The organism is Corynebacterium sp. HMSC073H12, from assembly GCF_001837775.1.
GTDB lineage: Bacteria > Actinomycetota > Actinomycetes > Mycobacteriales > Mycobacteriaceae > Corynebacterium > Corynebacterium amycolatum.
This window is the reverse complement of the sequence record NZ_KV834024.1, coordinates 43754-65942: the sequence shown is the minus strand read 5'-3', so window position 1 is coordinate 65942 and position 22189 is coordinate 43754. Positions and strand designations below refer to the sequence as shown.

The window sequence follows — 22189 nt, the reverse complement described above, 5'->3', positions numbered from 1 at the left end:
GACGGCCAGACAATAGCTAACCGTCGTCAAGCTCCTATCCCCCCCTACGTTGACGCGCCGACCGCCAGCAACGACGTAGTGTTGAACTTATGCAGGCTTTCAGCGATCCTCTCATCACGCTTGCCGACGGCACGGTGAAGCAAGTCAATCCTTTTTCCGGTACTCAGGTGTGGACAGTCCCAGGTCGTGGCAATCGACCATTGGGAATTAAGCACACGGATCCACAGCCACTGAGTGAGGAGGATTTTGGCTCCCGCGACGCCTTCGGCTGGAACAACCTGCTGCAAACCCCACCGGAGAAGGCCCGTGTCGTTCTCGACGAATCGGTATTCGGCGGCTACAGCACGGTAACCGGGGTACTGCCCGACCAGCTCTTCGACACCACTGCGGAGTTCCGCCGCGTGCCCAACCTGTTCGAGATCGTCTCCTATGACTATTGGGCGGAAAACTACGGATTCGAGCCCGACCGCGAGACTCAGCAGCGTATGGAGGCCTACCTCGACGACCCGAAGGGCCGCGAGCACGTGCTCAACATCATTCGCACGCGCTACCGCGCCGCTGGACGCAGCGAAGAGGAAATCAGCGCGCTTTCCGACGAGGAATTGCTGCGCCGCGCCCCAAGCTATTTCGCCGGCGGCCACGATGTGATTGTTGCCCGTCGCCACTTTGTCGACGGCGCTACTCACGATAACCAGCTGGCTTCTTCTGGCACGTTGAGCGTTGCCGAGCACCGCGCACTCATTGCGTTTACCGTCGAGTCGATTGCTGACCTGTACCGACGTAACCGCTACGTGCGTTATGTGGCCGCTTTCCAAAACTGGCTGAAGCCGGCAGGCGCGAGCTTCGATCACTTGCACAAGCAGCTTGTGGCCATCGATGAGCACGGCGAGCAGCTCAAGCGCGAAGTGCAGGCGGTGCGCAAGAACCCGAATATCTACAACGAATACGCAGTGGACTATGCGGCCCGCCACAACCTGGTTATCGCGGAAAACGAGCACGCGGTGGCTTTCGCAGGATTCGGACACCGCTACCCCACACTCGAGATTTTCTCGAAGTCGGATGTCTGTGAACCGTGGCTGCAAACCCGGGCTGAGATTGACGCGATGTCGGACCTGATTCACGCCTGTCATGCCGCTGCCGGCCCCACCATTCCATGCAATGAGGAATGGCATCACCGTCCTGTGGATTTGGATGCCCGCATGCCGTGGCGCGTAATGATTAAGTGGCGCACCTCAAACTTGGCCGGTTTTGAAGGTGGCACCAAGATTTACCTGAACACGATCTCCCCATGGGATCTGCGCGACCGCGTCGTCCCAGAGATGTACCGTTTACGGGAGACCGGAAAGATCTCGGACAGCATTCACATTGCGACCGAGTGCCAGTGCCAGCCCAATTCGCTGAAATACAACCCTCTCGTCGAAGACGGGTCGCGGCTGTAGGTCTCTGGCACGGAGTAGAGATAGAAGTTAGGAGTCTTAATCCAGGTGAGCAACAATGAAGCACGACTGAGCCGCATTCGCGACCTCATCTCTACCCACCGGGTGCCGTTGGACAGGCAGTGGGAAATCTACCGCTACCTGCACCAGCACCCGGAGCTGTCTCAAGCAGAGGAGAAAACTGCCGCTTATCTCGCCGGAGCTCTTCGTGACCTGGGCACTTACACAGTGCACGAGGGAATCGGTGGCCACGGCCTCGTTGGCGTCATGGAAAATGGCCCCGGCCCCACCGTGCTATTCCGCGCTGATATCGATGCGCTTCCAGTTTTCGAGGAAACAGGTGTGGACTTCGCTTCCTCTGCCACCGGTACCGCCCGCGATGGTTCCGCCACCGCCGTCATGCACGCCTGTGGCCATGACATGCACATGACGGCCGGTCTTGGTCTGGCTAGCCTGATGGCAGCAACTAAGTCTGAGTGGTCGGGTACTTTCATTGCCCTGTTCCAGCCCGCCGAGGAGCTGGCCTGCGGTGCACAGGCCATGATTGACGACGGCCTGGCAGACCTCATCCCGACGCCAGATGTGTGCTTCGGCCAGCACATTGTTCCCGGCCCCGCAGGTCAGGTTATGACCATGCCCGGCCCGGCACTTGCTGGCTGTGACACCATCAGCATCATGCTGACCGGTCGCTCCGCACATGGGTCTATGCCGCACAACGCCATTGACCCGACGTACTTGGCGGCCGCAATCGTTTTGCGCTTGCAAGGAATTGTGGGGCGCGAGATTCCTCCCCACGAGTTTGGTGTTTTGTCCGTCGGCACGCTGCAGTCTGGCAATTCGAATAACACAATCCCAGGTCAGGCCAAGATTGTGCTGAACATTCGCTACTACTCCAACGAGGTCCGCGCCAAGCTCATTGCGGGCATTGAGCGCGTTGTTCGTGGCGAGTGCCTGGCTTCCGGCACTGAGGTTGAACCTGTGATTGACTACTCGGATCACGGCGAAGTCACTGACAATGATTCGGAGGCGTTTGCCACGATTCGCCCGGTCATGGACGCTGTTCTCGGCGAAGATTCCGCCGATGCTGTGCCGTGGACGGCGTCGGAGGACTTCTCAGACCTTCCCCGTGGCCTGAACTGCCCGTATGTCTACTGGACAGTTGGCGCCACACCTCGAGATACGTGGGAAGCCGCCGTTGCTGCCGATCGCGTGGTCGAAGACGTGCCGTCAAACCACATGCCGACCTTCCTGCCGGACTTCAAGCCAACGGCTACCTCCGCAACTTCTGCCGCCGCTGCCGCCGTGCTGTCCTACCTGGCAAAATAAAGGTTGTTTGCCGGCCACTTGCCACCGCGCACCGGGCCAAAAAAGACAGCCCAGGTCGAAAGGCTCTAGCAAAAAGCCGGTAAGCCCCAAAAGGGCTTACCGGCTTTTCAAACGTGCCAAAGAGCTAGCGTGCGTCCTCGCCAATAACGTGGACGTGAATCATGTTGGTATTGCCCTCATTTCCTGGAGGGGTACCAGCAACAACGACCAGCGTGTCACCAGCGTTGTAGTTTTCCATGGTCAAGAGCTGCTCATCGATGACCTGCATGATCTCATCCGTGCTGTTAACCTCGCGCACCAAGAAGGTCTCCGCGCCCCACGTCAGCGCAAGCTGCGAACGAACCTGCTGATTCGGAGTGAATACCAGCAGCGGCAGGCGAGAGTGCAAACGTGCCACACGGCGAGCGGTATCACCCGAGGTGGTGAAAGCAACCATAGCGCGGGCATTCAAGCGCTCACCGATATCGCGAGCTGCGTAGGAAATAACACCACGCTTCGTGCGCGGCATGTGAGTCAGCGCAGGAACTTCGCCCTCGCGCTCAGCGGCGGTAACGATGCGAGCCATGGTCTTCACCGTGGCCTGCGGGTACTTACCAATCGAGGTCTCACCCGAAAGCATCACGGCATCTGCGCCATCGAGCACAGCATTGGCCACGTCGGAGGCCTCCGCACGAGTCGGGCGCGAGTTCGCAATCATGGAATCAAGCATCTGGGTGGCCACGATGACCGGCTTAGCGTTCTCGCGGGCAATCTGAATAGCGCGCTTTTGAACCAGCGGAACATCTTCCAGCGGCACCTCAACACCGAGGTCGCCACGGGCAACCATCACGGCATCGAAGGCCAGGATAATGGCCTCAAGAGACTCGACTGCCTCTGGCTTCTCCAGCTTGGCGATAATCGGGACACGACGGCCAACCTCATCCATGACTGCATGGACCAGTTCGACGTCGGAAGGCGAACGGACGAAGGACAGCGCAATGAAGTCCACCCCTAGCTTGAGGGCAAAGCGCAGGTCAGCGATATCCTTCTCCGACAGTGCCGGCACCGAGATGTTCATCCCCGGCAGGGAAACACCCTTGTTGTTAGAGACCGGACCGCCCTCGATGACACGGCACACCACATCATTGCCATCTACCTCGATGCACTCCAGGCCCACCTTACCGTCGTCGACAAGCAGGCGATCGCCCGGACGGGCATCATCAGCGAGGTTCTTGTACGTGGTGGAAACGCGGTCGTGCGTGCCTTCGACATCGTCGACGGTGATGCGCACAATCTCGCCGTCAGCCCAATACGTCGAGCCTTCCTTAAAACGACCGAGGCGAATCTTTGGCCCCTGCAAATCGGCGAGAATACCAACCGCACGTCCCGTAGCATCGGATGCTTCACGCACCCAGCGGTAGTTCTGAGCGTGATCCTCATGCTCACCGTGAGAGAAATTCAGCCGGGCAACATCCATGCCGGCGTTGACCAGCCCGGTAATCCCCTCCAGCGAAGCAACTGCTGGACCGAGGGTACATACAATCTTCGTTCGTCTAAGCACGGCCTCCAGCCTAGTCCCTTAACGGCCTATGCGTCAGTTGGAAACACTGTGAGCTTCGGCAGCCTCGCGCTCTCCCCTGACTTCAGCTGCGGTTTCGCGGCTCTTCGCTCGCAGAATCCACATTCCAATTACAGCGCAGAAAAAAACCACGAGCGACGTGATGTTATTGATACGCACACCGAATATCAGCGTTGCGTCATCGACGCGCATGAGTTCAATGAAGAAACGCCCCAAAGTGTAGGCTGCGACATACAGAGCAAAGACCCGGCCGCCGCCCATCTTGAACTTTCGGTCCGCCCAAACAATGACCAGACAGGCGAGGACGTTCCAGACCATCTCGTAGAGGAACGTCGGATGCACCACGGCCAGCACTTCGCCTGTCGACGTTCCGGTAACAGGGGCAACCCGGCCAAACTCATCAACTCGTTGGTAAATTTCCAGACCCCACGGAAGCGACGTTGGGCCACCGTAGAGTTCCTGGTTGAACCAATTGCCCAGACGCCCAATGGCCTGACCAAGGATGATTGCGGGTGCGGCCGCGTCAAGAACTGGCGCAAACGGCACCTTCCGCCACTTAGCGACCGCCCACGCGGCCAGCACCCCCAGCGCCACAGCTCCCCAGATACCGAGACCGCCATTGGTGATTTTCAGTGCATCAGCGGGATTGGCGCCGGGGCCAAAGTACTTCTCCCAGTCGGTGGCGACGTGATAGAGACGGCCGCCGATAATGCCCGCAGGAATAACCGCAATGGCAATGTCGAGGACCAACTCCGGGTCTCCGCCCCTGGCCGCGTAGCGGCGCTGCATCCAGTAAATGCCGACGAGTACGCCAACCAAGATGGAAATCGCGTAACCGCGCAGTGGTAGCGGCCCTAACTGCCACACCCCCTGCGGCGGAGAGGGAATGTTGGCCAGATACGTGGTTGCAGTCTCAGCGAGAACAAGGGTGGAACTCATAAATGCGCTAGCTCTCTCCTCGTACGCCCGCGGCGAGTTCACGGGCGAGCGTTACCAGGTCATCGGTGCTCTTCATCGCGGCCTTGATCAATGCCGAGCCAACGATTACGCCATCTGCAAACTCGGCAATCTCCGCGGCCTGTTCCCCATTGGAGACACCCAAACCGACGCACACCGGTGTATCGGTAACCTCACGTGTGCGGGCAACCAACTTGCCGGCAGCCGAGTCGACGCTGGCCTGAGCCCCTGTGACACCCATGTGGCTAGTGGCGTAGACGAAGCCGGTCGACGCAGTGGCAGTTAGCTGCAGACGCTCGTTGGTCGATGACGGAGCAACCAACATGATGTTGGACAGACCATTGGCCTCAGTTGCACGCTGCCATTGGCCGGCCTCCTCGGGGATGAGATCCGGGATGATGGTGCCACGACCACCAGCGGCGGCCAAGTCCTCAGCGAAACGCTCCGGACCATACTGAAGAATCGGATTCCAGTAGCTCATGACCACACAGGTACCGCCGTGCTCGGTGACTTCGCGGACCACACGCATAATCTCACGGGTGCGGAAGCCCGCATCCAGAGCCACGTTGGCGGCATCCTGAATGGTTGGACCATCCATCATCGGGTCGGAGAAAGGCAGACCAACCTCGATGATGTCGGCGCCAGCGTCGACAATCGCCTTGATGTTCTCAATCGACTTATCGGTGGTCGGGAAACCCGCTGGGTAGTAGCCGATAAATGCTGCGCGGTTTTCCTCACGGACTTTGTCAAAGACGTCACTCAGACTCATTTAGGACTCCTCCATCAGATCAAACCACTTAGCAGCGGTGTCGACATCCTTGTCACCGCGACCGGAAACATTGACAATGATCAGCGGCTTACGGCCCAGCTCTTCATTCAGATCACCGCTGATGAGTCGGGCGGCAGCCACCGCGTGTGCGGACTCGATAGCGGGCAGGATGCCCTCCATCCGAGTCAGGTCCTGGAATGCCTGCATCGCCTGGGTATCGGTCACCGGCAGGTAGGACGCGCGATCAATATCAGCCAGATAAGAGTGCTCCGGGCCCACACCCGGGTAATCCAGCCCCGCAGAGATCGAATGCGACTCTGTAATCTGGCCGTCCTCGTTCTGCATCAGGGCGGCGAACGAGCCCTGGAACACACCCGGATTACCGGCGGCCGAAATAGGGGCTGCGTGGCGACCGGTCTCAACACCATCGCCGCCAGCTTCAGCGCCAATCAAGCGAACCGATTCATCATCGATGAAGTGGTGGAACGCGCCGATTGCATTAGAACCGCCGCCAACACAGGCCACGACAGCGTCGGGAAGCGAGCCGGTCTCCGCGAGAATCTGCTGGCGTGCCTCGGCGCTGATGATGCGCTGGAAGTCGCGCACCATTGTTGGGAACGGGTGCGGACCGGCTGCAGTGCCGAAGCAGTAGTAGGTGTCATCGGCGTGTGAAACCCAAAAACGCATGGCCTCATTGATTGCGTCCTTGAGAGTCTTCGAGCCAATCTCGACCTCGATAACCTCGGCGCCAAGCAGGCGCATGCGGGCGATATTGAGACGCTGGCGAATCGCGTCGACCTTACCCATGTAAATACGGCAGTTAAGGCCGAGCAGCGCACAAGCGGTGGCGGTTGCAACACCGTGCTGTCCGGCACCGGTCTCGGCAATGATGTTCTTCTTACCCATGCGCTTGGCAAGCAGGACTTGGCCCAAGACGTTATTAATCTTGTGGCTGCCAGTATGGTTCAGATCCTCGCGCTTGAGCCAGACGTCAGCGCCGATGTCAGCGGAGAACTTCTCCGCGTAGTACAGCGGCGAGGGACGGCCGACATACGTACGCTGTAGCCGGTCGAGCTCATCGAGAAAATCCTGGTCAACGCGGGCCTTCGCGTAGCCATCGGTGACCTCACCGATGACGGCCATCAGCGCCTCTGGCACGAACTGGCCGCCCCACTTACCCCAGTGCCCAATGGCATCTGACTCGTGGTTCGTTGTCTCCGCGATAACCTCACCCATCGTAGGCAAGCGGTCACCGCGGGCATCATGATTCTTGAAATCTTGGTCACTCACAGTTATCTATTGTGGACTATCTCCACCCATTGCGGGGACATAAGGCCTAAGAAACTGTGGTGTGCCACCACAACAGGTATGACACGCAACCAAATGAGGCGGAATTCGCGGTGCGATGCAGCTGATTATCGCAACCGTGGACTATCACTACTCGCTGCGGAGTGTCGGGTGGACACCGGCGGCAACGAGACGTCGGCAAGCCTCACCCGGCTTGCCCGCGGTGACCAGCCCCTCTCCCACCAGCACCGCGTCGGCGCCGTGGGAGGCGTAGTAGCGCAGTTCCTCCGGCCCCTTGACCCCGGACTCTGCCACCTTCACAACGTGATCCGGCAGCATCGGTGCAAGGCGTTCGTACACGGAGAGGTCCACGTCGAGGGTCTTCAGATTGCGGGCGTTGATGCCGAGAATCTTGGCACCAGCGGCCTCGGCACGCTCAACCTCTTCGGCGGTGTGCGCCTCAACCAGAGCGTTCATACCGAGCGACTCGGTGCGATCCAACAGCGACTCCAGCGTCGGCTGATCCAAAGCGGAGCACATCAGCAGCACCAAGTCAGCACCATGCGCGCGGGCCTCATGGACCTGGTACGGAGTGACGATGAAATCCTTGCGGAGCACCGGAATGTTCACCGAGCGGCGCACGGCATCGAGGTCAGCGAGCGAACCGCGGAAGCGGCGCTCCTCAGTCAGACAGGAAATGACAGCCGCGCCACCCTGCTCGTACTCTGCCGCCAAAACTTCCGGCGAGGGGATGTCAGCCAGCTCTCCCTTTGACGGAGAGGCACGCTTGACCTCTGCAATCACCTGCACCCCAGGCTTTGCCAGTGCCGCCACGGCATCAATCGGCGACGGTGCCTTCAGCGAGAGCTCCTTGATTTCACGGTAGGAAATCTTGGCTTCCCGAGCAGCGAGATCTTCCCGCACGCCCTCAATAATCTTGTCCAGAACGTTAGCCACGGCCTTACTCCTTATCCAGATCCGTAGGATCTACACCGGCATCCAAAGCATCCCACAGAACTCGACCCGACTGCGGGTCTTCCTCCAGATCCTCGGCGATACGCTGACGGCGTACCTCCGGGGTCTCATACGCGCTGGACTTCTGTTTCTTCACAGCACCCGGTCGGCGTACCAGCAACACCGCCCCGACCAGCGCCAATGCGCAGCACAGCAAGGCTAGAGCTGGCCCCATCGCGTGTACCTGAATGTTATCGACCTGCGCCCAGTCTGCCACAGTCACCGCATCACTGGCGCGCTGTGAGGCGCTTCCCGATGTCAACAAATCCAGTGCCCGTTGGGAGTCCACACCGTCTTCTCCGGTGGCAAGCAAAGTCATCGGAGTCCACGACGCCGCAATTGCGAGCAACGCCGCGAGACCACCGACGATACGGCGGCCGAGTGCGCCCAAAATGGTGGTGGCAAACAGCGCAGCCACCATTGCCAGTGCAATCGACGTCAACTCTGGAGCCCAGACAGCGCCCACCAAATCAGTGGTCGCCGGACCAGACTTGTCATCAACAGTATCGACGGTCAGCCACGCACTTCGGCTGCACAACCACATTCCCGCCGCGGCCGCACCAATGAGGCCACCGGAGAGCATCGTTGTCGACTTCATCGAAAACCTAGCTCCTTTCCGCTGGGACTAGTGTCTCAGCTGCTGCGACAGCTCGCAGCACGGCCGCAGCCTTGTTGCGGGTCTCTTCATCCTCTGCCACTGGGTCAGAGTCACTGACAATTCCGCCGCCAGCCTGAACGTAGACCGTATCGCCCTTCTTCACACCTGTGCGGATGGCAATTGCCTGATCGGTATTGCCCCGGAAGTCAAAGTATCCAACGGTGCCGCCGTAAACACCCCGGCGCGTGTCCTCGAACTTGTCGATAATGCTTAGCGCGGAAGGCTTCGGCGCACCTGAGAGCGTTCCCGCTGGGAAGGTGGCCGCGAATGCGTCGACAGCCGTGGCGTCGCTGGAAAGCTCGCCAGTGACCGTAGAGACCAGATGCATAACGTGACTGTAGCGCTCAATATGACGGAAGTCGTGCACAACAACACTGCCCGGGCGGCAGACACGTCCGAGGTCATTGCGACCAAGGTCGACGAGCATCAAATGCTCACTATTTTCCTTCTCGTCTGCCAGCAAATCAGCTTCCAGCGCATTGTCCTGCTCCACCGTGGCACCGCGCGGGCGTGTACCCGCGATGGGGTTGGTGATGACCTCACTGCCCTGGACTGCCACGAGTGATTCCGGAGAGGAACCGACAATTTGGAAAGCAGTATCGGAGAAGTCCTTGGTTGGAACGTTGACCAGGAACATGTAGGGCGACGGATTGGAAACTCGCAGAATGCGGTAGATATCAAAGGCCGATGCCTGCGTGTCCATCTCGAACCGCTGCGAGAGCACAATCTGGAAAGCATCACCGGCGCGGATGTGATCCTTGCAACGCTCAATACGATCCATGTGGTCCTCGGCGGCGCGCTGGCGACGAATCACTGGCTCTGGGAAGCTAACTTCCGCCGGACGCAGATCCGAGGGCTCCGACAACCGCTCCACCATCGCATTGACACGATTACAGGCGGTGTCATACGCCTGATCAATCCGCTCGTCCGAGCCATCCCAGTTGACTGCATTGGAAATCAGCCACAGCACACCCTCGTGGTGGTCAAAAGCAGCCAGGTCCTCCACCAGCAGCTGCATGAGCTCCGGAATCTGCAAATCATTGTCAGTGGTATCCGGCAGCTGTGGCTCGATGTAGCGGACAATGTCATGCCCGAAGTAGCCGACGAGACCAGAGGTGAGCTTGGGCACCGAGGCATCGTCGGCAAGCGGGAGTTCCGTGTGCAGCAGCTCCAGTGTGCGACGCAGAGCATCCAACGGATTTCCGCCCTCTGGCGCACCCGACGGCGCATTGCCAATCCAAGTTGCCTCCCCCGCGTCATCCACCGTCAGCGCGGCGCGACTGCCGCAACCGATAAACGACCAGCGCGACCACGACTGCCCCACATCGGAGGACTCCAGCAAGAAGGTGCCGGGACGATCGGCCGCGAGCTTGCGGTAGGCCGACAGCGCCGTTTCGCCGTCCGCCAAAACCTTGCGAACCACGGGTACGACCCGATGATGTGCAGCCAGTTCGCGGAAGCGCTCACGCGTGGTCATGGTGATACGAGTCATAGCCGCTATTGTGCCACGCACCCCGGATTGCACATCATTTAACCCCGGACTTCACCGGAGGTGGGCGCGCTTGACGACGAAATCCCCACCTCGGCGGCCAAGGTTAACCGCCTAGTCCTCGAACACGGGATGCACGTCAAAGCAGCTGTGCGAGCCAGTGTGGCATGCCGCGCCGTCCTGCACTACCTGCATCAGTACGGTATCGCCATCGCAGTCCAACGCCAGCGATGTCACCGTCTGGAAATGACCACTGGTCAGACCCTTAATCCAGTACTCCGATCGGGAGCGCGACCAGTAGGTGCCGCGTTTGGTAGCGATGGTGTATGCCAGCGCGTGGGAATCCATCCAGGCCATCATGAGCACGCGGCCAGTGGATTCTTCCTGCACGATGGCGGGAATCAAGCCGTCAGCGTTGAACTTGGCGATGTTCGCGATGTCCGCCGGGAGCGTGTACTCCCGCGGATCGTCTCCGGCGCCGTGAGCTGCCGCGCCCGGGGCTAGACCAGTCACTGGCGCACCTCGATTCCCTCGCGGGCCATCTCTTCCTTAACCTCAGCAATGCTGACCTCGCCGAAGTGGAAAATGGACGCGGCCAAAACCGCGTTGGCACCGGCGCGCACTGCTGGCGGAAAGTGCTCGGCCTTACCCGCACCGCCAGAGGCGATCACCGGGACGTCGACGGCAGCACGGACTTTCTCCAGCAGCTCCAGGTCGAAGCCGTCCTTGGTGCCGTCACCGTCCATGGAGTTCAGAAGAATCTCGCCGACACCGAGTTCCTCGCCGCGGCGTGCCCACTCGACGGCGTCAATCCCGGCCGAGCGTGAACCACCATGCGTGGTGACCTCGAAGCCCGACGGCTGGGGCGTGCCTCCCTCGGGAACACGGCGGGCATCCACCGACAGGACGACGCACTGCGCGCCGAAACGACGCGACAGCTCGCTGAGCAGTTCCGGGCGTGCAATCGCAGCGGTATTGACACTGACCTTGTCAGCTCCGGCGCGGAGCAGCTGATCGACATCCTCAACGCTGCGCACGCCACCGCCGACCGTCAGCGGAATGAAGACCTCACTCGCGGTGCGGCGCACCACGTCGAGCATGGTGCCACGGCCATCCTTGGAAGCCGTGACGTCCAGGAAGGTCAGCTCATCAGCACCCTCCTCGCCATAGCGGCGGGCCAGCTCCACCGGATCGCCGGCATCGCGGAGATTCTCAAAGTTAACCCCCTTGACGACCCGCCCATTGTTGACATCCAGGCAAGGAATCACGCGTACTGCCAGAGACATAGTTTTTAAGTTCTCCTCGTGTTAGCTCAAAATTGTGGCTCGACGGTTTGCGCAACCACCCAGCTCGGGGCATTGCCCACGTTTTAGCTCCGGAAAGCCTCCGGACGACCCAGTTGGTCAATAATCGACCGCAGCGTGGCATGAACATCTCGAGTTCCCGCCAGCACGCCTACCGAATCATGTCGCCAGGGATTGCCGGCCAAGTCTGTGACCACGCCACCAGCTTCGGAAATCTGCAGTACACCAGCTGCGTTATCCCACACATGCGGTGAGAAAGTCACGGTGCCGCCGAATGCCCCCATCGCGGTGGAGCCTAAGTCCACCCCGACAGAGCCGGTAATTCGGATCGTCGGATAGCGCTCGCCCACCTTTGACAGCAGCAGTTGGCGCCACTTGCGCGGGAGTGTGCCGTCGGTACTCGCGATGACGGACCCGAAGGCAATCGAAACCGGGCGACCGGCCTCGGCATCGATGTTGACGCGACGGCCGTTGACAAACGTGCCGCTGCCTCTAGCTGCGGTGATACGACGGCGCAGCAGAGGCATGGAGGTGATGCCGACCACCGGCTCCCCCTCGTGCATGAGTGTGAGCAGCATGGCACACAGCGGAAAGCCGTTGGAATAGTTCGTGGTGCCGTCAATCGGATCGATGACCCAGGCGGTATGTTCCTCGGGAACTTTGCCACCGAATTCCTCGCCGTAGACGGGCAGTCCGGAATACTGCGTGAGGAGCTGGCGCAGACGACGCTCAATTTCCAGGTCGGTCTCCGTCGCGAAATCTCCGCGCGGCTTCATGACAACCGGGTCCGCGCCCACCTGCTGTGTGAACAGGCCTTCAACCTCATCGAGCGCCGCTTCAGCAATAGCGAGCATCGCCCGCGGTTCCAGGGCATCCATACTTTCTAAGTCCTTCATCCGCCGTCACAGCCGGGGTGCCGTTCGCTCGTTAACGCTTTCGCTTGACGACGTCTCCCCGGCCCGGCCACGAAAGTGTTCTCTTTAGCCGCGGGCTACTGCCAGGGCCTCTTCAAGGGTGAAACGCCCTGCGTAGAGCGCCTTACCCACAATTGCGGAGTCAACGCCCTCATCGACGAGCTTGGCGATAGCTGCAATGTCGTCCAGGCTACTGACACCGCCGGAAGCGACGATTGGAGCATCGGTGGCAGCGGCGACCTCGCGCAGCAGTTCCACATTCGGCCCCTGCAGGGTGCCGTCCTTGGAGACGTCAGTCACCACGAAACGGGATGCACCCTGGGCATCCAGGCGCTCCAGCACCTCCCAGAGGTCACCACCGTCGGAGACCCAGCCGCGACCGCGCAGGCGCCACTGCCCCTCTTCGTTGAGAACGTCCAGTCCAATGGCCACACGGTCGCCGTAGTTGGCGATAACCTCGCGGCACCACTCCGGGTTCTCCAGTGCGGCGGTGCCAATATTGACGCGGGCACAGCCGGTGGCCAGCGCAGCCTCGAGCGAAGCGTTGTCACGGATACCGCCGGAGAGCTCCACCTTCACGTCGAGCTTGCCCACAACGTCGGCAAGCAGGTCGTAGTTCGAACCGCGACCGAACGCGGCGTCGAGGTCGACCAGATGGATCCACTCAGCGCCTGCATTCTGCCAATTCATGGCAGCTTCCAGCGGTGCACCGTAGGAAGTCTCGGTTCCAGCAGCACCCTGAACAAGGCGCACAGCCTGGCCATCGGCTAGGTCTACAGCGGGCAGCAGGGTCAAACTCATGGGGGCTCTACTCTCTTCGACTTTTGGGCGTTGTGGCCATAGTCGCCACGACGCTTGTTGCTAGTTATCTCAGTATAGGTGGTCTAGGTGGCGAAATTCCGTCACCTACCAGGTAGTGCGGTTAGGGCAGATACTACCGATTGGGCAACTACAGCGTGTCCACCCAGTTCTGCAGCAGCTTCAGCCCTGCTTCGCCGGACTTCTCCGGGTGGAACTGTGTAGCCCACAGCGGGCCATTTTCGATTGCCGCGATGAACCGATCGGATTCGTGGGCAGACCAGGTCACCAATGGCGGAGCGATGCGAGAATCCGTATCAAGGTCCCACTTGCGCACACCGTAGGAGTGGACGAAGTAAAAACGCTGATCTTCCAGCCCCTTAAACATCTTCGAGCCTTCCGGCACATCGACCGTGTTCCAGCCCATGTGCGGCAGGATTGATGCTTCGAGACGCTCGACAGTACCCGGCCATTCACCACAACCTGGGGTGCCGGTGACAGCTGCGGATGCGCCGGTCTCCGCTGCATGGATGCCGTCGGCGTACTCGACGCCACGGTCAAAGAGCACCTGCATACCAACACAGATTCCCATCACCGGCCGACCACCTGCGAGTCGAGAGCCAATCAAACGCGGCCCCTGAACTCGATGCAGACCCTCCATGCATGCGGCATAGGCACCGACGCCGGGTACGAGGAGACCATCGGCCTCCATCACGATCTTCGGGTCAGCGGTCACAATAACCTCGGCGCCCGTGGTGGCCACAGCGCGCTCAGCCGAACGCAAATTACCGGAGCCGTAATCGAGAATGGCAACGGTCGGGGTCTTTGTCGATGGTGAGACTTGTTCCATAGTTGGTCATTTTAAGGCGCTAAGGGGCGGCCTTTGCTATTTACCCCAAGAAAGCTGGACGGACAGGAAAAAGTGCTGGTATACAACCGCAAAATACTTTGGTAAACTTTAGGTTAACAACAGGTTAACTAAGTTATTGAATTATCCCTAATACCCCTGATTACTTTTCACAGAGAGGCTCAGACGCTATGACTGCCGCATCCGTTCTCAGTAAATCATTTGCCATTGTCCGCGAGGACCTTCACCGTCGCTATGATGCAGCCTGCGATGCCGCGACCATCGATTCCATCCTCGACGATGTCATTGCAGAGCTGTCCGGCTCTGCGAAGGTGACTAACTTCCTCCCCGTCCTCGCCGAACGCGAGGCCACCGAGCGCATCAAGGCCGAGAGCGGATGCAAGGACTTCGCCCCGCGCCAAGAGATTCTCTTTGCCGATAGCCATGGTTCCGGCCGCAGCCAGATTGCCACTGCCCTGGCCTACCACCTGGTTGGTGACGAAGTCTTTATCCGCACTATCGGCCTCACCCCAGAGGATGGCCTGAACCCGCGCGTCGTCACGGCACTTCGCGACCGCGGCGTGGACACCTCACGCCTTACCCAAAAGGCGATTACTCCCCGTGTTTCCCACCGCGCTGATGTTGTCGTACTCATGGGCATCGACGAGACACCAGCAGTCCCCGGCGACCGCTACGTGGAATGGGATATCGCGGATCCGGACCATCTCACAAACGACGAGCTCCAGTCGCTTATCGACGATATCGAAACCCGCCTGCGGTCTCTCTTCACCGAGATGGACGTCGCCGTCGCGTAAACAGGCACGGCTGATTACACACCGGGGGTTGCATTTATTAACCAAAAAGAGTGGCTGCAAAAAAGAGTGGCTGCGCTAGGACTAGCGCAGCCACTCTTTTTCTAACGTCTCTTTTTATGTAGTTACTTCTTCTTGCGGTCCCGAACCGTCAAGCGCGTCACTGCGTTCTTTGCCGGGCGGGCAACACGCACGGCTGCCTCCGGCGTATGACGCTTCACGGCATCTCCCAGACGACGCAACGTAGCGCGGGTGTTCTGGTACTCCGCAACGCGGTGCTTTCCGATGACTCGATCGAGCACCGCACCAATGAGGCCCACCGCCAGCAGTGCTGCGGCAAAGGCGAACACGGCAGGGTACGGACGGAGTGCGGCCGCGGCAACTGCGCCCAACACGAACGAACCAATACCTGTACCCGAGTCGAACGACATGTTCCAGAAGGCGCTGGCCTCGGCCGTACGGTCACGCGGCAGGCGGGCGAACATCAGCAGTAGGGCCTCATTTTGCACGATGCCGAAGCCCGCGCCGTAGAAGATTGCCGCGATCAGCAGCAGCCAGGCCGACAAATCGAAAAAGACAACGCCGGACATCATCAGCAGGCCAATAAAACCGCTAATCAATGCCGGAATCAGCAGAATTCCAGCCTCGGACTTACGATCCGCATAGATGCCTGCGAAGTAGCGGAACACCATTTGCGCGCCACCGAGAACCGATAGCGCCAGACCAGCGACAATTGCACCAGAAACAGCATCAACCTCTCGAGCTGCCGGTGCAAGGAAAGCGGAAATACCACCGAAGCCCATGGCGATTGTGCTGATTGCAAGGGCAGGAATGGCCACCAGCTTCCAGGTAGCAACATGCTCAACTGGGCTCGGCTGGGTGGCCGCAGTGCCAGGAACGGGCTCACCGACATCTTCCTTGCCTCCCTTGCCCTCCTTCGGCGCTGGCTTAATCTTCGGAATGAATAGGGACATCACCGAGCCAACGAGCGAAATGACGGCACCCAGAATATAAACCGGAGTGTAGGAGCCAGTCTTATCTGCAATGATGAGACCAAGTGGCAGGAAAATGAGCTCGGACAAACCAACGGCCACACCAAGCGCACCGGAGGCCTTCCCCAGGAACTTCAGTGGCACAAGCTCTGCAATCAATGCGGACTCAGCGACAGTCAACGCACCGAAGCCCATACCGCGGAGAACCGCAATGATGAGCACCAAAGCAGCATCGGTGCCGAAGATGTGCAAAATCGTCGGCAAGCCCAGAAACAGACCTGAAATCAGCATGGTCATGCCGTAGCCAAGACGGCGACACATACGTGGAGTCTGCGTCTGCGTGAGAACTGTGGCGGCCATAAAAACACCGGTGTAGGCACCGGCGAGCGAGGTTCCACCGCCATCGTCAAGAATTGCCTGCGGAATGACAGGCATGAGGAGTGACCAGCCACCGAAGGCGGCCATCACGGCGACTAGCGTAGGTACTAGTCCGGGCGCTTTCCACATGCTGTCCAGTTCGTCTAACTGCCTGCGGTCCATCACCCGGGACGCCATTTACTCCATCACTCCTATCAACCACAAAATTGCGCCGGCGAGCGCGATCACAGATAAGAGACCAAGGACAATTGTTCCGACCCTCGATCCGGACTTATAGAGTGACCATGTTCCGCCCACCAGCAGGCCAGCGACAATGAACAAAAAATAAGTGCTTAGCGTCGATGTGGTAGACACCTGAGCTAAAAGCACGTCTACAGACGTTGTTACCATCGATTCCCCTAAAATGCCAGCTAAGGCGGATTTTCCTGTTGCCTACGGCGGCTGTTTACTACAGCTGCGCCCTACAGAGTGCCCTTGGTCGACGGCACACCGTGGACGCGCGGGTCGTCCTCGACGGCAGCCCGCAGGGCACGAGCCACGGCCTTGTACTCAGCCTCGGTGATGTGGTGCGGATCGCGCCCGTAGAGGCAGCGAACATGCAGCGCAATACGGGCATTTAGGGCGAAGGACTCGAAAAAGTGCTCGTTGATAACAGTCGCGTAGTGCCCGCCGATGACGGCCGTCAACATCTGCTCCGGCTCGCCGGTGCCAACAAAATACGGACGACCTGACACGTCAACCACTGCGTGTGCCAGGGTTTCATCCATCGGAATATAGCAGTCGCCAAAGCGGCGAATACCGGACTTATCCCCCAGCGCCTGAGCGAAGGCCTGCCCCATTACGATGCCGGTGTCCTCCACCGTGTGATGCGCATCGACCTCGGTGTCGCCGTTGGCGTGCACAGTCAGGTCGAAGCTGCCGTGGGAGCCGAAAGCGGTCAACATGTGGTCGAAGAACGGCAGACCGGTCGAAATATCGGCCTTGCCGGTGCCATCGAGATTCACCGAGCAGACGATGCTCGATTCGCGGGTGGCGCGCTCGATACGGCCAACGCGCTCAGTGCGCTCTGCCTTCAGATGGTCCTTATCACTGGCGTGCATAAGTCAGATTTCTCCTTATAGTGGGATGTACCAGCAGCATTTCGCTTAAGCCAGCGCGGTCGCTGCCAATTTCTTGGCCGCCGCCAGCAGCGCATCATTTTCGCTGGGCAGACCAATAGTGGCACGCAAACGACCGGGCACGCCAACATCGCGGATGAGTACTCCCTCGCCCAAGAAGCTCTGCCATGCCGTCGAGGCATCTGCGAAACGACCGAAGAAGACGAAGTTCGAGTACGAGTCAATCACGTCGTAGCCATAGCTGTTCAGGGCGGCTACGACGCGGTCACGCTCGTCGGCAAGCTTTGCGACGGTCGACAGCGTCGCATCCGAGTGGCGAAGTGCAACTGTGGCTGCGGCCTGCGTCAACGTCGACAGGTGGTATGGCAGACGTACGAGCATCACAGCATCAATAAATGCCGGGTTAGCAACGAAGTAGCCGAGGCGGCCTCCTGCGAAGTCGAAAGCCTTGCTCATCGTGCGGGAGACAACCAGCTTCGACGGGAACTCAGCCAGCAGCGTTGTCGCCGACGGCTCCTCAGTGAACTCGGCGTAGGCCTCATCGACAATGACGATGCCCGGCGCGGCTTCAATAATGCGGCGCAAGTCAGCGAGCGTAGTCAGGTTGCCAGTCGGGTTGTTCGGCGTCGTGATGAAGATGACGTCAGGACGGTGCTCGGCAATTGCCGCGAGCGCACTATCCATGTCGATGTCGAAGGTCTCCGGGTCACGGTCGACGCCGATAAACTCCGTCTGCGTGCCGGACGAGAGGATTGGGTGCATCGAGTAACTGGGCACAAACCCCATTGCGCTGCGCCCTGGCCCGCCGAATGCCTGCAGCAGCTGCTGGAGAATCTCGTTGGAGCCGTTGGCAGCCCATACCTGGTCAACGGTGATGTCCACGCCGGTCTGGCGGGTGACATAGTCGGCGAGTGCGCTGCGCAGTGCTACTGCGTCACGGTCCGGGTAGCGGTTGAGGTCAGAGGCGACCTTCTCCACTTGCGCCACCAGGTCGGCGATGAGGTCATCGGATGGCGGGTACGGGTTTTCGTTGGTGTTCAGGCGAACATCGACGTCGAGCTGCGGAGCACCGTAGGCTTCCTCGCCGCGCAGTTCGTCGCGCAGTGGCAAATCTGCCAGCGCCAACTTGGCTACCGCCGGCTGTGACTGGTTCTCAGGCTGGTTGCTCATTAGTCGTTCCCCTTGTCTGCGCCATTGCCCTCAGCGCCGAGAAGCGTCTCAAAGCGGGCTCGGATGGCCTCGCCGTGCGCTGGCAGTCGTTCTTCGTTGGCCAGGACTACTACACTGTCGGCAACTTCCTTCAACGCGGCCTCGCTGTAGTCAATCATGTGGACCGACTTGAGGAAGGTATGCGTTGACAGACCCGAGGCGTGACGGGCGGTACCGGAGGTCGGCAACACGTGGTTGGAGCCAGCCGAGTAATCGCCCAGCGGCACCGGCGAAAAGCGACCGATGAAGATTGCGCCAGCGTTCGTAATGCGTTCGGCAACGGCCTGCGCGTTTTCGGTGTGGATCTCCAGGTGCTCAGCGGCGTAGGCATCTGCAACCTGGATGCCGATATTCATGTCGTCGACAAGCACGATGCCAGACTGCTTGCCGGTGAGCGCCTCGCGCACGCGGTCGGCGTTCATGGTGACCTCGTAGCGGTTTTCGACCTCTCGGTCGACAGCGGCGGCGAAATCGGCGTCGTCGGTGATAAGTACGCTGGCGGCCATGACGTCGTGCTCTGCCTGGGAAATCAGGTCGTAGGCGACGGAGACAGGATCAGCGGCGTTATCTGCAAGAATGGCGATTTCGGTCGGGCCAGCTTCGGCGTCGATACCGACGACCGAGCGGCACAGGCGTTTAGCGGCGGTAACGAAGATGTTGCCCGGACCGGTGACCATGTCGACCGGCTCGAGGCTCTCATTTTCATCACCGTATGCGAGCAGTGCGACGGCCTGTGCACCGCCGACGGCCCACACCTCGGTCACGCCAAGCAGCTTGCAGGCAGCCAGGATGGTCGGGTGCGGCCAGCCGTCGTTGTCGGCCTGTGGCGGAGAGGCGACGACGAGGGACTCCACACCAGCTTCCTGAGCTGGGATGACGTTCATCAATACAGACGACGGGTAGACGGCGTTGCCCCCGGGGACGTAAAGACCGACGCGCGAAACCGGAATCCACTTCTCGCGCACAATGCCGCCGGGAAGAATTTCAACAGTCTTGTCATTCGGCTTCTGAGCAGCGTGGAACGCGCGCACGCGCCCGATGGACTCCTGCAGAGCAGAGCGGACGTCGTCTTCCAGCGCGGCTTCCGCGGCATCGATAACCTCCGCTGGAACGCGCATGGATGCCGGACGAATACGGTCGAACTTCTCGGAGTACTCCATCGCCGCTTCCACACCACGGGCTGCCACGTCATCGACAACGGGCTTGACCGTGGGAATCATGGAATCAACGTCTGCCGCACCGCGCGGCAACACTCGACGCAGAGTGGCGGTGGTGGGAGTCTGACCGCGAAGATCAATAGTGGACAACATAATTAATTAGTAACCGCCTATTCGCACGATGGATTCATACGTGAGCACTTCAGAGTGACAAAGAAATGACAACAAAGTATTGAAAATCTGGGTCAAAGCCAAAGACTTTATCCACGGTTTTCGCTACTATTCGCCCTTAAAGGCACCCTTGAGTATGAACTAAGCATATCTTTCTCACGCCCGGTTCATACCGATTGCCCCATTTAACCCCTCATACTGTGGCGCAAGTTAGCTCCGCCACAGTGACCCATTACAGTGTTAAGGAAAGTAGTAACCAGTCGTAGAAAGGTCAGCTGTTGAACCAGGAAGGAAACAGTCCGGATTTGCCGGAGCTCGTCGCAGCCTACGCAGACGCGACCGCAGCCGACAATTCCCTGGCCACGCGCCAACTGGAATCAGTTTTCGCGCATCATTTCTACAACCCACAACTCTTTTCTGCCCCGGAAGCCCACGGCGTTACCGAACACGTCGGCGCGTTTTACCGCATAGTCCGCGAGGTCACCGAATCGCTCGGCATGATGACAGCTGCGCACGATGCCGCCCTGAACTGGATGGTATGGGCATCCGATAACGACAACGTGCCGGAGTACTGGCGCGCCCGGGCACGGCTGGCAGCAGACGAAGCCCGCCGCTACACCACCTTTATCGCCGATGGCCCAACCTCTGCTGCCGCAGAGACCGAAATCCCCCTCATCGCACGCATGAGCAGGGAAATCACCTCATACCGGGCACTCGTGCTTGCCGACGATCTGGATGCCCCAACCAGCAGTCACAGCGCGGTGACCCCGGATGCGGATGGGCTGCGGCCGCAGGAAACGTCGGCAAGCGAATTTAGCCCCCGCCAGTGGAAGAAGCGGGCGGCACTGACTGACGCGCTGATTCGGATTGCGAGCGCCTTGCGAAAGGTCAACCGCGAGGACTTGGCACGGGAGCTGCACGAGATGATTCGTGCACTGCCGAATGAGGATAAGTTTGAGTCGATTGCGCTGGCGAAGACTCTGACGGAGGCATCACTGCTGCATCGGGCCGGGAAAGTTGTCGATGCAGCGCGACTTTGCGCCTCACAGCTCAATGTAATCGGTAGCCGCTCCGTAATCGCAGGCCTTGAGCTGCGTCAGAATTTGGCACGGTACTCGATAGAGACCGGCAATAGCGATACCGCGTTCCGAATGCTGTCGAACAATATCGCAGTCGCCGACCAGCACCGACTGGACACTGACCATATTCTCGCCGTTCGTGAGATGGCCGATATCAATTTCGAGGTGGCACACAACAAGCCCGACGCCGATGAAATGCTGAAGCTGACTCAGCGCGCACAAGAGGTGTCAGCGGACTACCCAGACTGTGAAGTCACCATGGAGATCGCGCTGCTGAAGGCAACGGCCCTGTACGAGCTTGGCGATTTCCGTAATGCTGGTCAGGAGGCGGAGTCGGTCGCAAAGTGGTCTGAGCCTACCGAGGATTCCGCACGCACTGATTTTTCCTGCGCCATTGCGGCGGAATCAGCAGTCCAAGAGGGAAATGTTGAGCATGCAGCAGTGCTCTTCGATGCCCTGGCCGATATTCGCGCCGGATATTCTTCACCGATTTCGCCTGCGGAAACTCTGATGGATGCCGCGCTATCCCTCAGTAACGTCGGCGCAGAGAGCGAATTGACTGACCACCTGATGGATCGCTCGCGCGGTTACGTCGTAGGATCCTGGGAATCGGCCAAGTGGCACGAAGCCCAGGCGCTGCTGTGCTGGTCGGTCTGGGACAACGACGGCGTGTACAAGTACGCCGATGAAGCTGCCGAGCTTTTCTTAGAAGCCCATGCCCCAGCCGACGCCGCCCGCACTCTGACTATCGCAGTGCGCGCTGCTGTAAGTGATAACAATGAGGATCGCGCCCGCCGGTTCGCGACGCGCATCGACGACCTAGTTGGCCCGGGTCACCCGGTGCGCGATGAAGTTCGTGAACTAATGCGTAGCTTTTCAACCCCCGATTAACAGCGCATCCGGCTGCACAGGTCTG

General features: G+C 59.8%; 20 protein-coding genes. 4 read left to right on the top strand and 16 right to left on the bottom strand.

All coding sequences use genetic code 11. The features are described 5' to 3' along the window. Nucleotides 1-89: 89 nt before the first annotated feature. Both HMPREF2708_RS01890 and HMPREF2708_RS01885 read left to right on the top strand, forming a co-directional pair. Nucleotides 90-1439: a DUF4921 family protein gene (locus HMPREF2708_RS01890; RefSeq protein ID WP_070831603.1), complete on the top strand. Its 1350-nt coding sequence runs from the start codon at nt 90-92 to the stop codon at nt 1437-1439. Nucleotides 1440-1484: 45 nt separating this feature from the next. Then, nucleotides 1485-2762, top strand: coding sequence for an amidohydrolase (locus HMPREF2708_RS01885; protein ID WP_070831600.1), 1278 nt, complete (start codon nt 1485-1487; stop codon nt 2760-2762). A 124-nt stretch (nt 2763-2886) separates the two neighbouring features. On the opposite strand, the gene pyk is transcribed toward HMPREF2708_RS01885, so the two are convergent. The 12 genes from pyk to hisH form a co-directional block, all read right to left on the bottom strand. Next, nucleotides 2887-4302 carry a pyruvate kinase gene (pyk, locus tag HMPREF2708_RS01880; protein WP_070831597.1) on the bottom strand — a complete coding sequence of 472 codons (1416 nt, stop codon included), beginning with the start codon at nt 4300-4302 and terminating at the stop codon, nt 2887-2889. A gap of 33 nt (nt 4303-4335) precedes the next feature. After that, nucleotides 4336-5259, bottom strand: coding sequence for a prolipoprotein diacylglyceryl transferase (gene lgt, locus HMPREF2708_RS01875; RefSeq protein WP_070831594.1), 924 nt, complete (start codon nt 5257-5259; stop codon nt 4336-4338). Nucleotides 5260-5266: 7 nt separating this feature from the next. Continuing rightward, nucleotides 5267-6046 (bottom strand): tryptophan synthase subunit alpha, encoded by a 780-nt coding sequence (gene trpA, locus HMPREF2708_RS01870; RefSeq protein ID WP_070831592.1) that lies wholly within the window; start codon nt 6044-6046, stop codon nt 5267-5269. Further along, the gene (gene trpB / locus HMPREF2708_RS01865) at nt 6047-7336 is read right to left on the bottom strand and encodes a tryptophan synthase subunit beta (protein WP_005510336.1); all 1290 of its coding nucleotides are present in this window, start codon (nt 7334-7336) and stop codon (nt 6047-6049) included. A gap of 147 nt (nt 7337-7483) precedes the next feature. Then, the gene (gene trpC / locus HMPREF2708_RS01860) at nt 7484-8290 is read right to left on the bottom strand and encodes an indole-3-glycerol phosphate synthase TrpC (RefSeq protein WP_070831590.1); all 807 of its coding nucleotides are present in this window, start codon (nt 8288-8290) and stop codon (nt 7484-7486) included. Nucleotides 8291-8294: 4 nt separating this feature from the next. After that, the gene (locus tag HMPREF2708_RS01855; RefSeq protein WP_070831588.1) at nt 8295-8945 is read right to left on the bottom strand and encodes a TIGR02234 family membrane protein; all 651 of its coding nucleotides are present in this window, start codon (nt 8943-8945) and stop codon (nt 8295-8297) included. Nucleotides 8946-8952: 7 nt separating this feature from the next. Then, a complete protein-coding gene (locus HMPREF2708_RS01850) occupies nt 8953-10497 on the bottom strand; it encodes an anthranilate synthase component I (protein ID WP_070831586.1) in 1545 nt (514 codons plus the stop codon). A 111-nt stretch (nt 10498-10608) separates the two neighbouring features. After that, nucleotides 10609-11007, bottom strand: coding sequence for a phosphoribosyl-AMP cyclohydrolase (gene hisI / locus HMPREF2708_RS01845; RefSeq protein ID WP_005510296.1), 399 nt, complete (start codon nt 11005-11007; stop codon nt 10609-10611). Then, nucleotides 11004-11780 carry an imidazole glycerol phosphate synthase subunit HisF gene (gene hisF / locus HMPREF2708_RS01840; RefSeq protein WP_005510401.1) on the bottom strand — a complete coding sequence of 259 codons (777 nt, stop codon included), beginning with the start codon at nt 11778-11780 and terminating at the stop codon, nt 11004-11006. The genes hisI and hisF overlap by 4 nt, the downstream gene beginning before the upstream one ends. Before the next feature lie 83 nt (nt 11781-11863). Then, nucleotides 11864-12676, bottom strand: coding sequence for an inositol monophosphatase family protein (locus HMPREF2708_RS01835; protein ID WP_070831583.1), 813 nt, complete (start codon nt 12674-12676; stop codon nt 11864-11866). A gap of 102 nt (nt 12677-12778) precedes the next feature. After that, on the bottom strand, nt 12779-13513 hold the full coding sequence (gene priA / locus HMPREF2708_RS01830; protein WP_070831580.1) for a bifunctional 1-(5-phosphoribosyl)-5-((5-phosphoribosylamino)methylideneamino)imidazole-4-carboxamide isomerase/phosphoribosylanthranilate isomerase PriA: 735 nt from the start codon (nt 13511-13513) through the stop codon (nt 12779-12781). A 148-nt stretch (nt 13514-13661) separates the two neighbouring features. Continuing rightward, nucleotides 13662-14360, bottom strand: a complete 699-nt coding sequence (hisH, locus tag HMPREF2708_RS01825) for an imidazole glycerol phosphate synthase subunit HisH (protein WP_070831577.1) — start codon at nt 14358-14360, stop codon at nt 13662-13664. 188 nt (nt 14361-14548) lie between these two features. Here hisH and HMPREF2708_RS01820 point away from each other — a divergent pair, with 188 nt between their 5' ends. Next, complete coding sequence (locus tag HMPREF2708_RS01820; protein WP_070831574.1) at nt 14549-15172, top strand: arsenate-mycothiol transferase ArsC; 624 nt, start codon at nt 14549-14551, stop codon at nt 15170-15172. Nucleotides 15173-15294: 122 nt separating this feature from the next. On the opposite strand, the gene HMPREF2708_RS01815 is transcribed toward HMPREF2708_RS01820, so the two are convergent. The 4 genes from HMPREF2708_RS01815 to hisD form a co-directional block, all read right to left on the bottom strand. Further along, nucleotides 15295-16716 (bottom strand): MFS transporter, encoded by a 1422-nt coding sequence (locus HMPREF2708_RS01815; protein ID WP_070831571.1) that lies wholly within the window; start codon nt 16714-16716, stop codon nt 15295-15297. A gap of 284 nt (nt 16717-17000) precedes the next feature. Further along, nucleotides 17001-17639 (bottom strand): imidazoleglycerol-phosphate dehydratase HisB, encoded by a 639-nt coding sequence (hisB, locus tag HMPREF2708_RS01805; protein WP_070438967.1) that lies wholly within the window; start codon nt 17637-17639, stop codon nt 17001-17003. Nucleotides 17640-17684: 45 nt separating this feature from the next. Then, nucleotides 17685-18827 (bottom strand): histidinol-phosphate transaminase, encoded by a 1143-nt coding sequence (locus tag HMPREF2708_RS01800; protein ID WP_070831562.1) that lies wholly within the window; start codon nt 18825-18827, stop codon nt 17685-17687. After that, nucleotides 18827-20176, bottom strand: a complete 1350-nt coding sequence (gene hisD, locus HMPREF2708_RS01795) for a histidinol dehydrogenase (RefSeq protein ID WP_070831561.1) — start codon at nt 20174-20176, stop codon at nt 18827-18829. The genes HMPREF2708_RS01800 and hisD overlap by 1 nt, the downstream gene beginning before the upstream one ends. A gap of 296 nt (nt 20177-20472) precedes the next feature. Here hisD and HMPREF2708_RS01790 point away from each other — a divergent pair, with 296 nt between their 5' ends. Then, on the top strand, nt 20473-22164 hold the full coding sequence (locus HMPREF2708_RS01790) for a hypothetical protein (protein ID WP_070831560.1): 1692 nt from the start codon (nt 20473-20475) through the stop codon (nt 22162-22164). Nucleotides 22165-22189 lie beyond the last annotated feature (25 nt).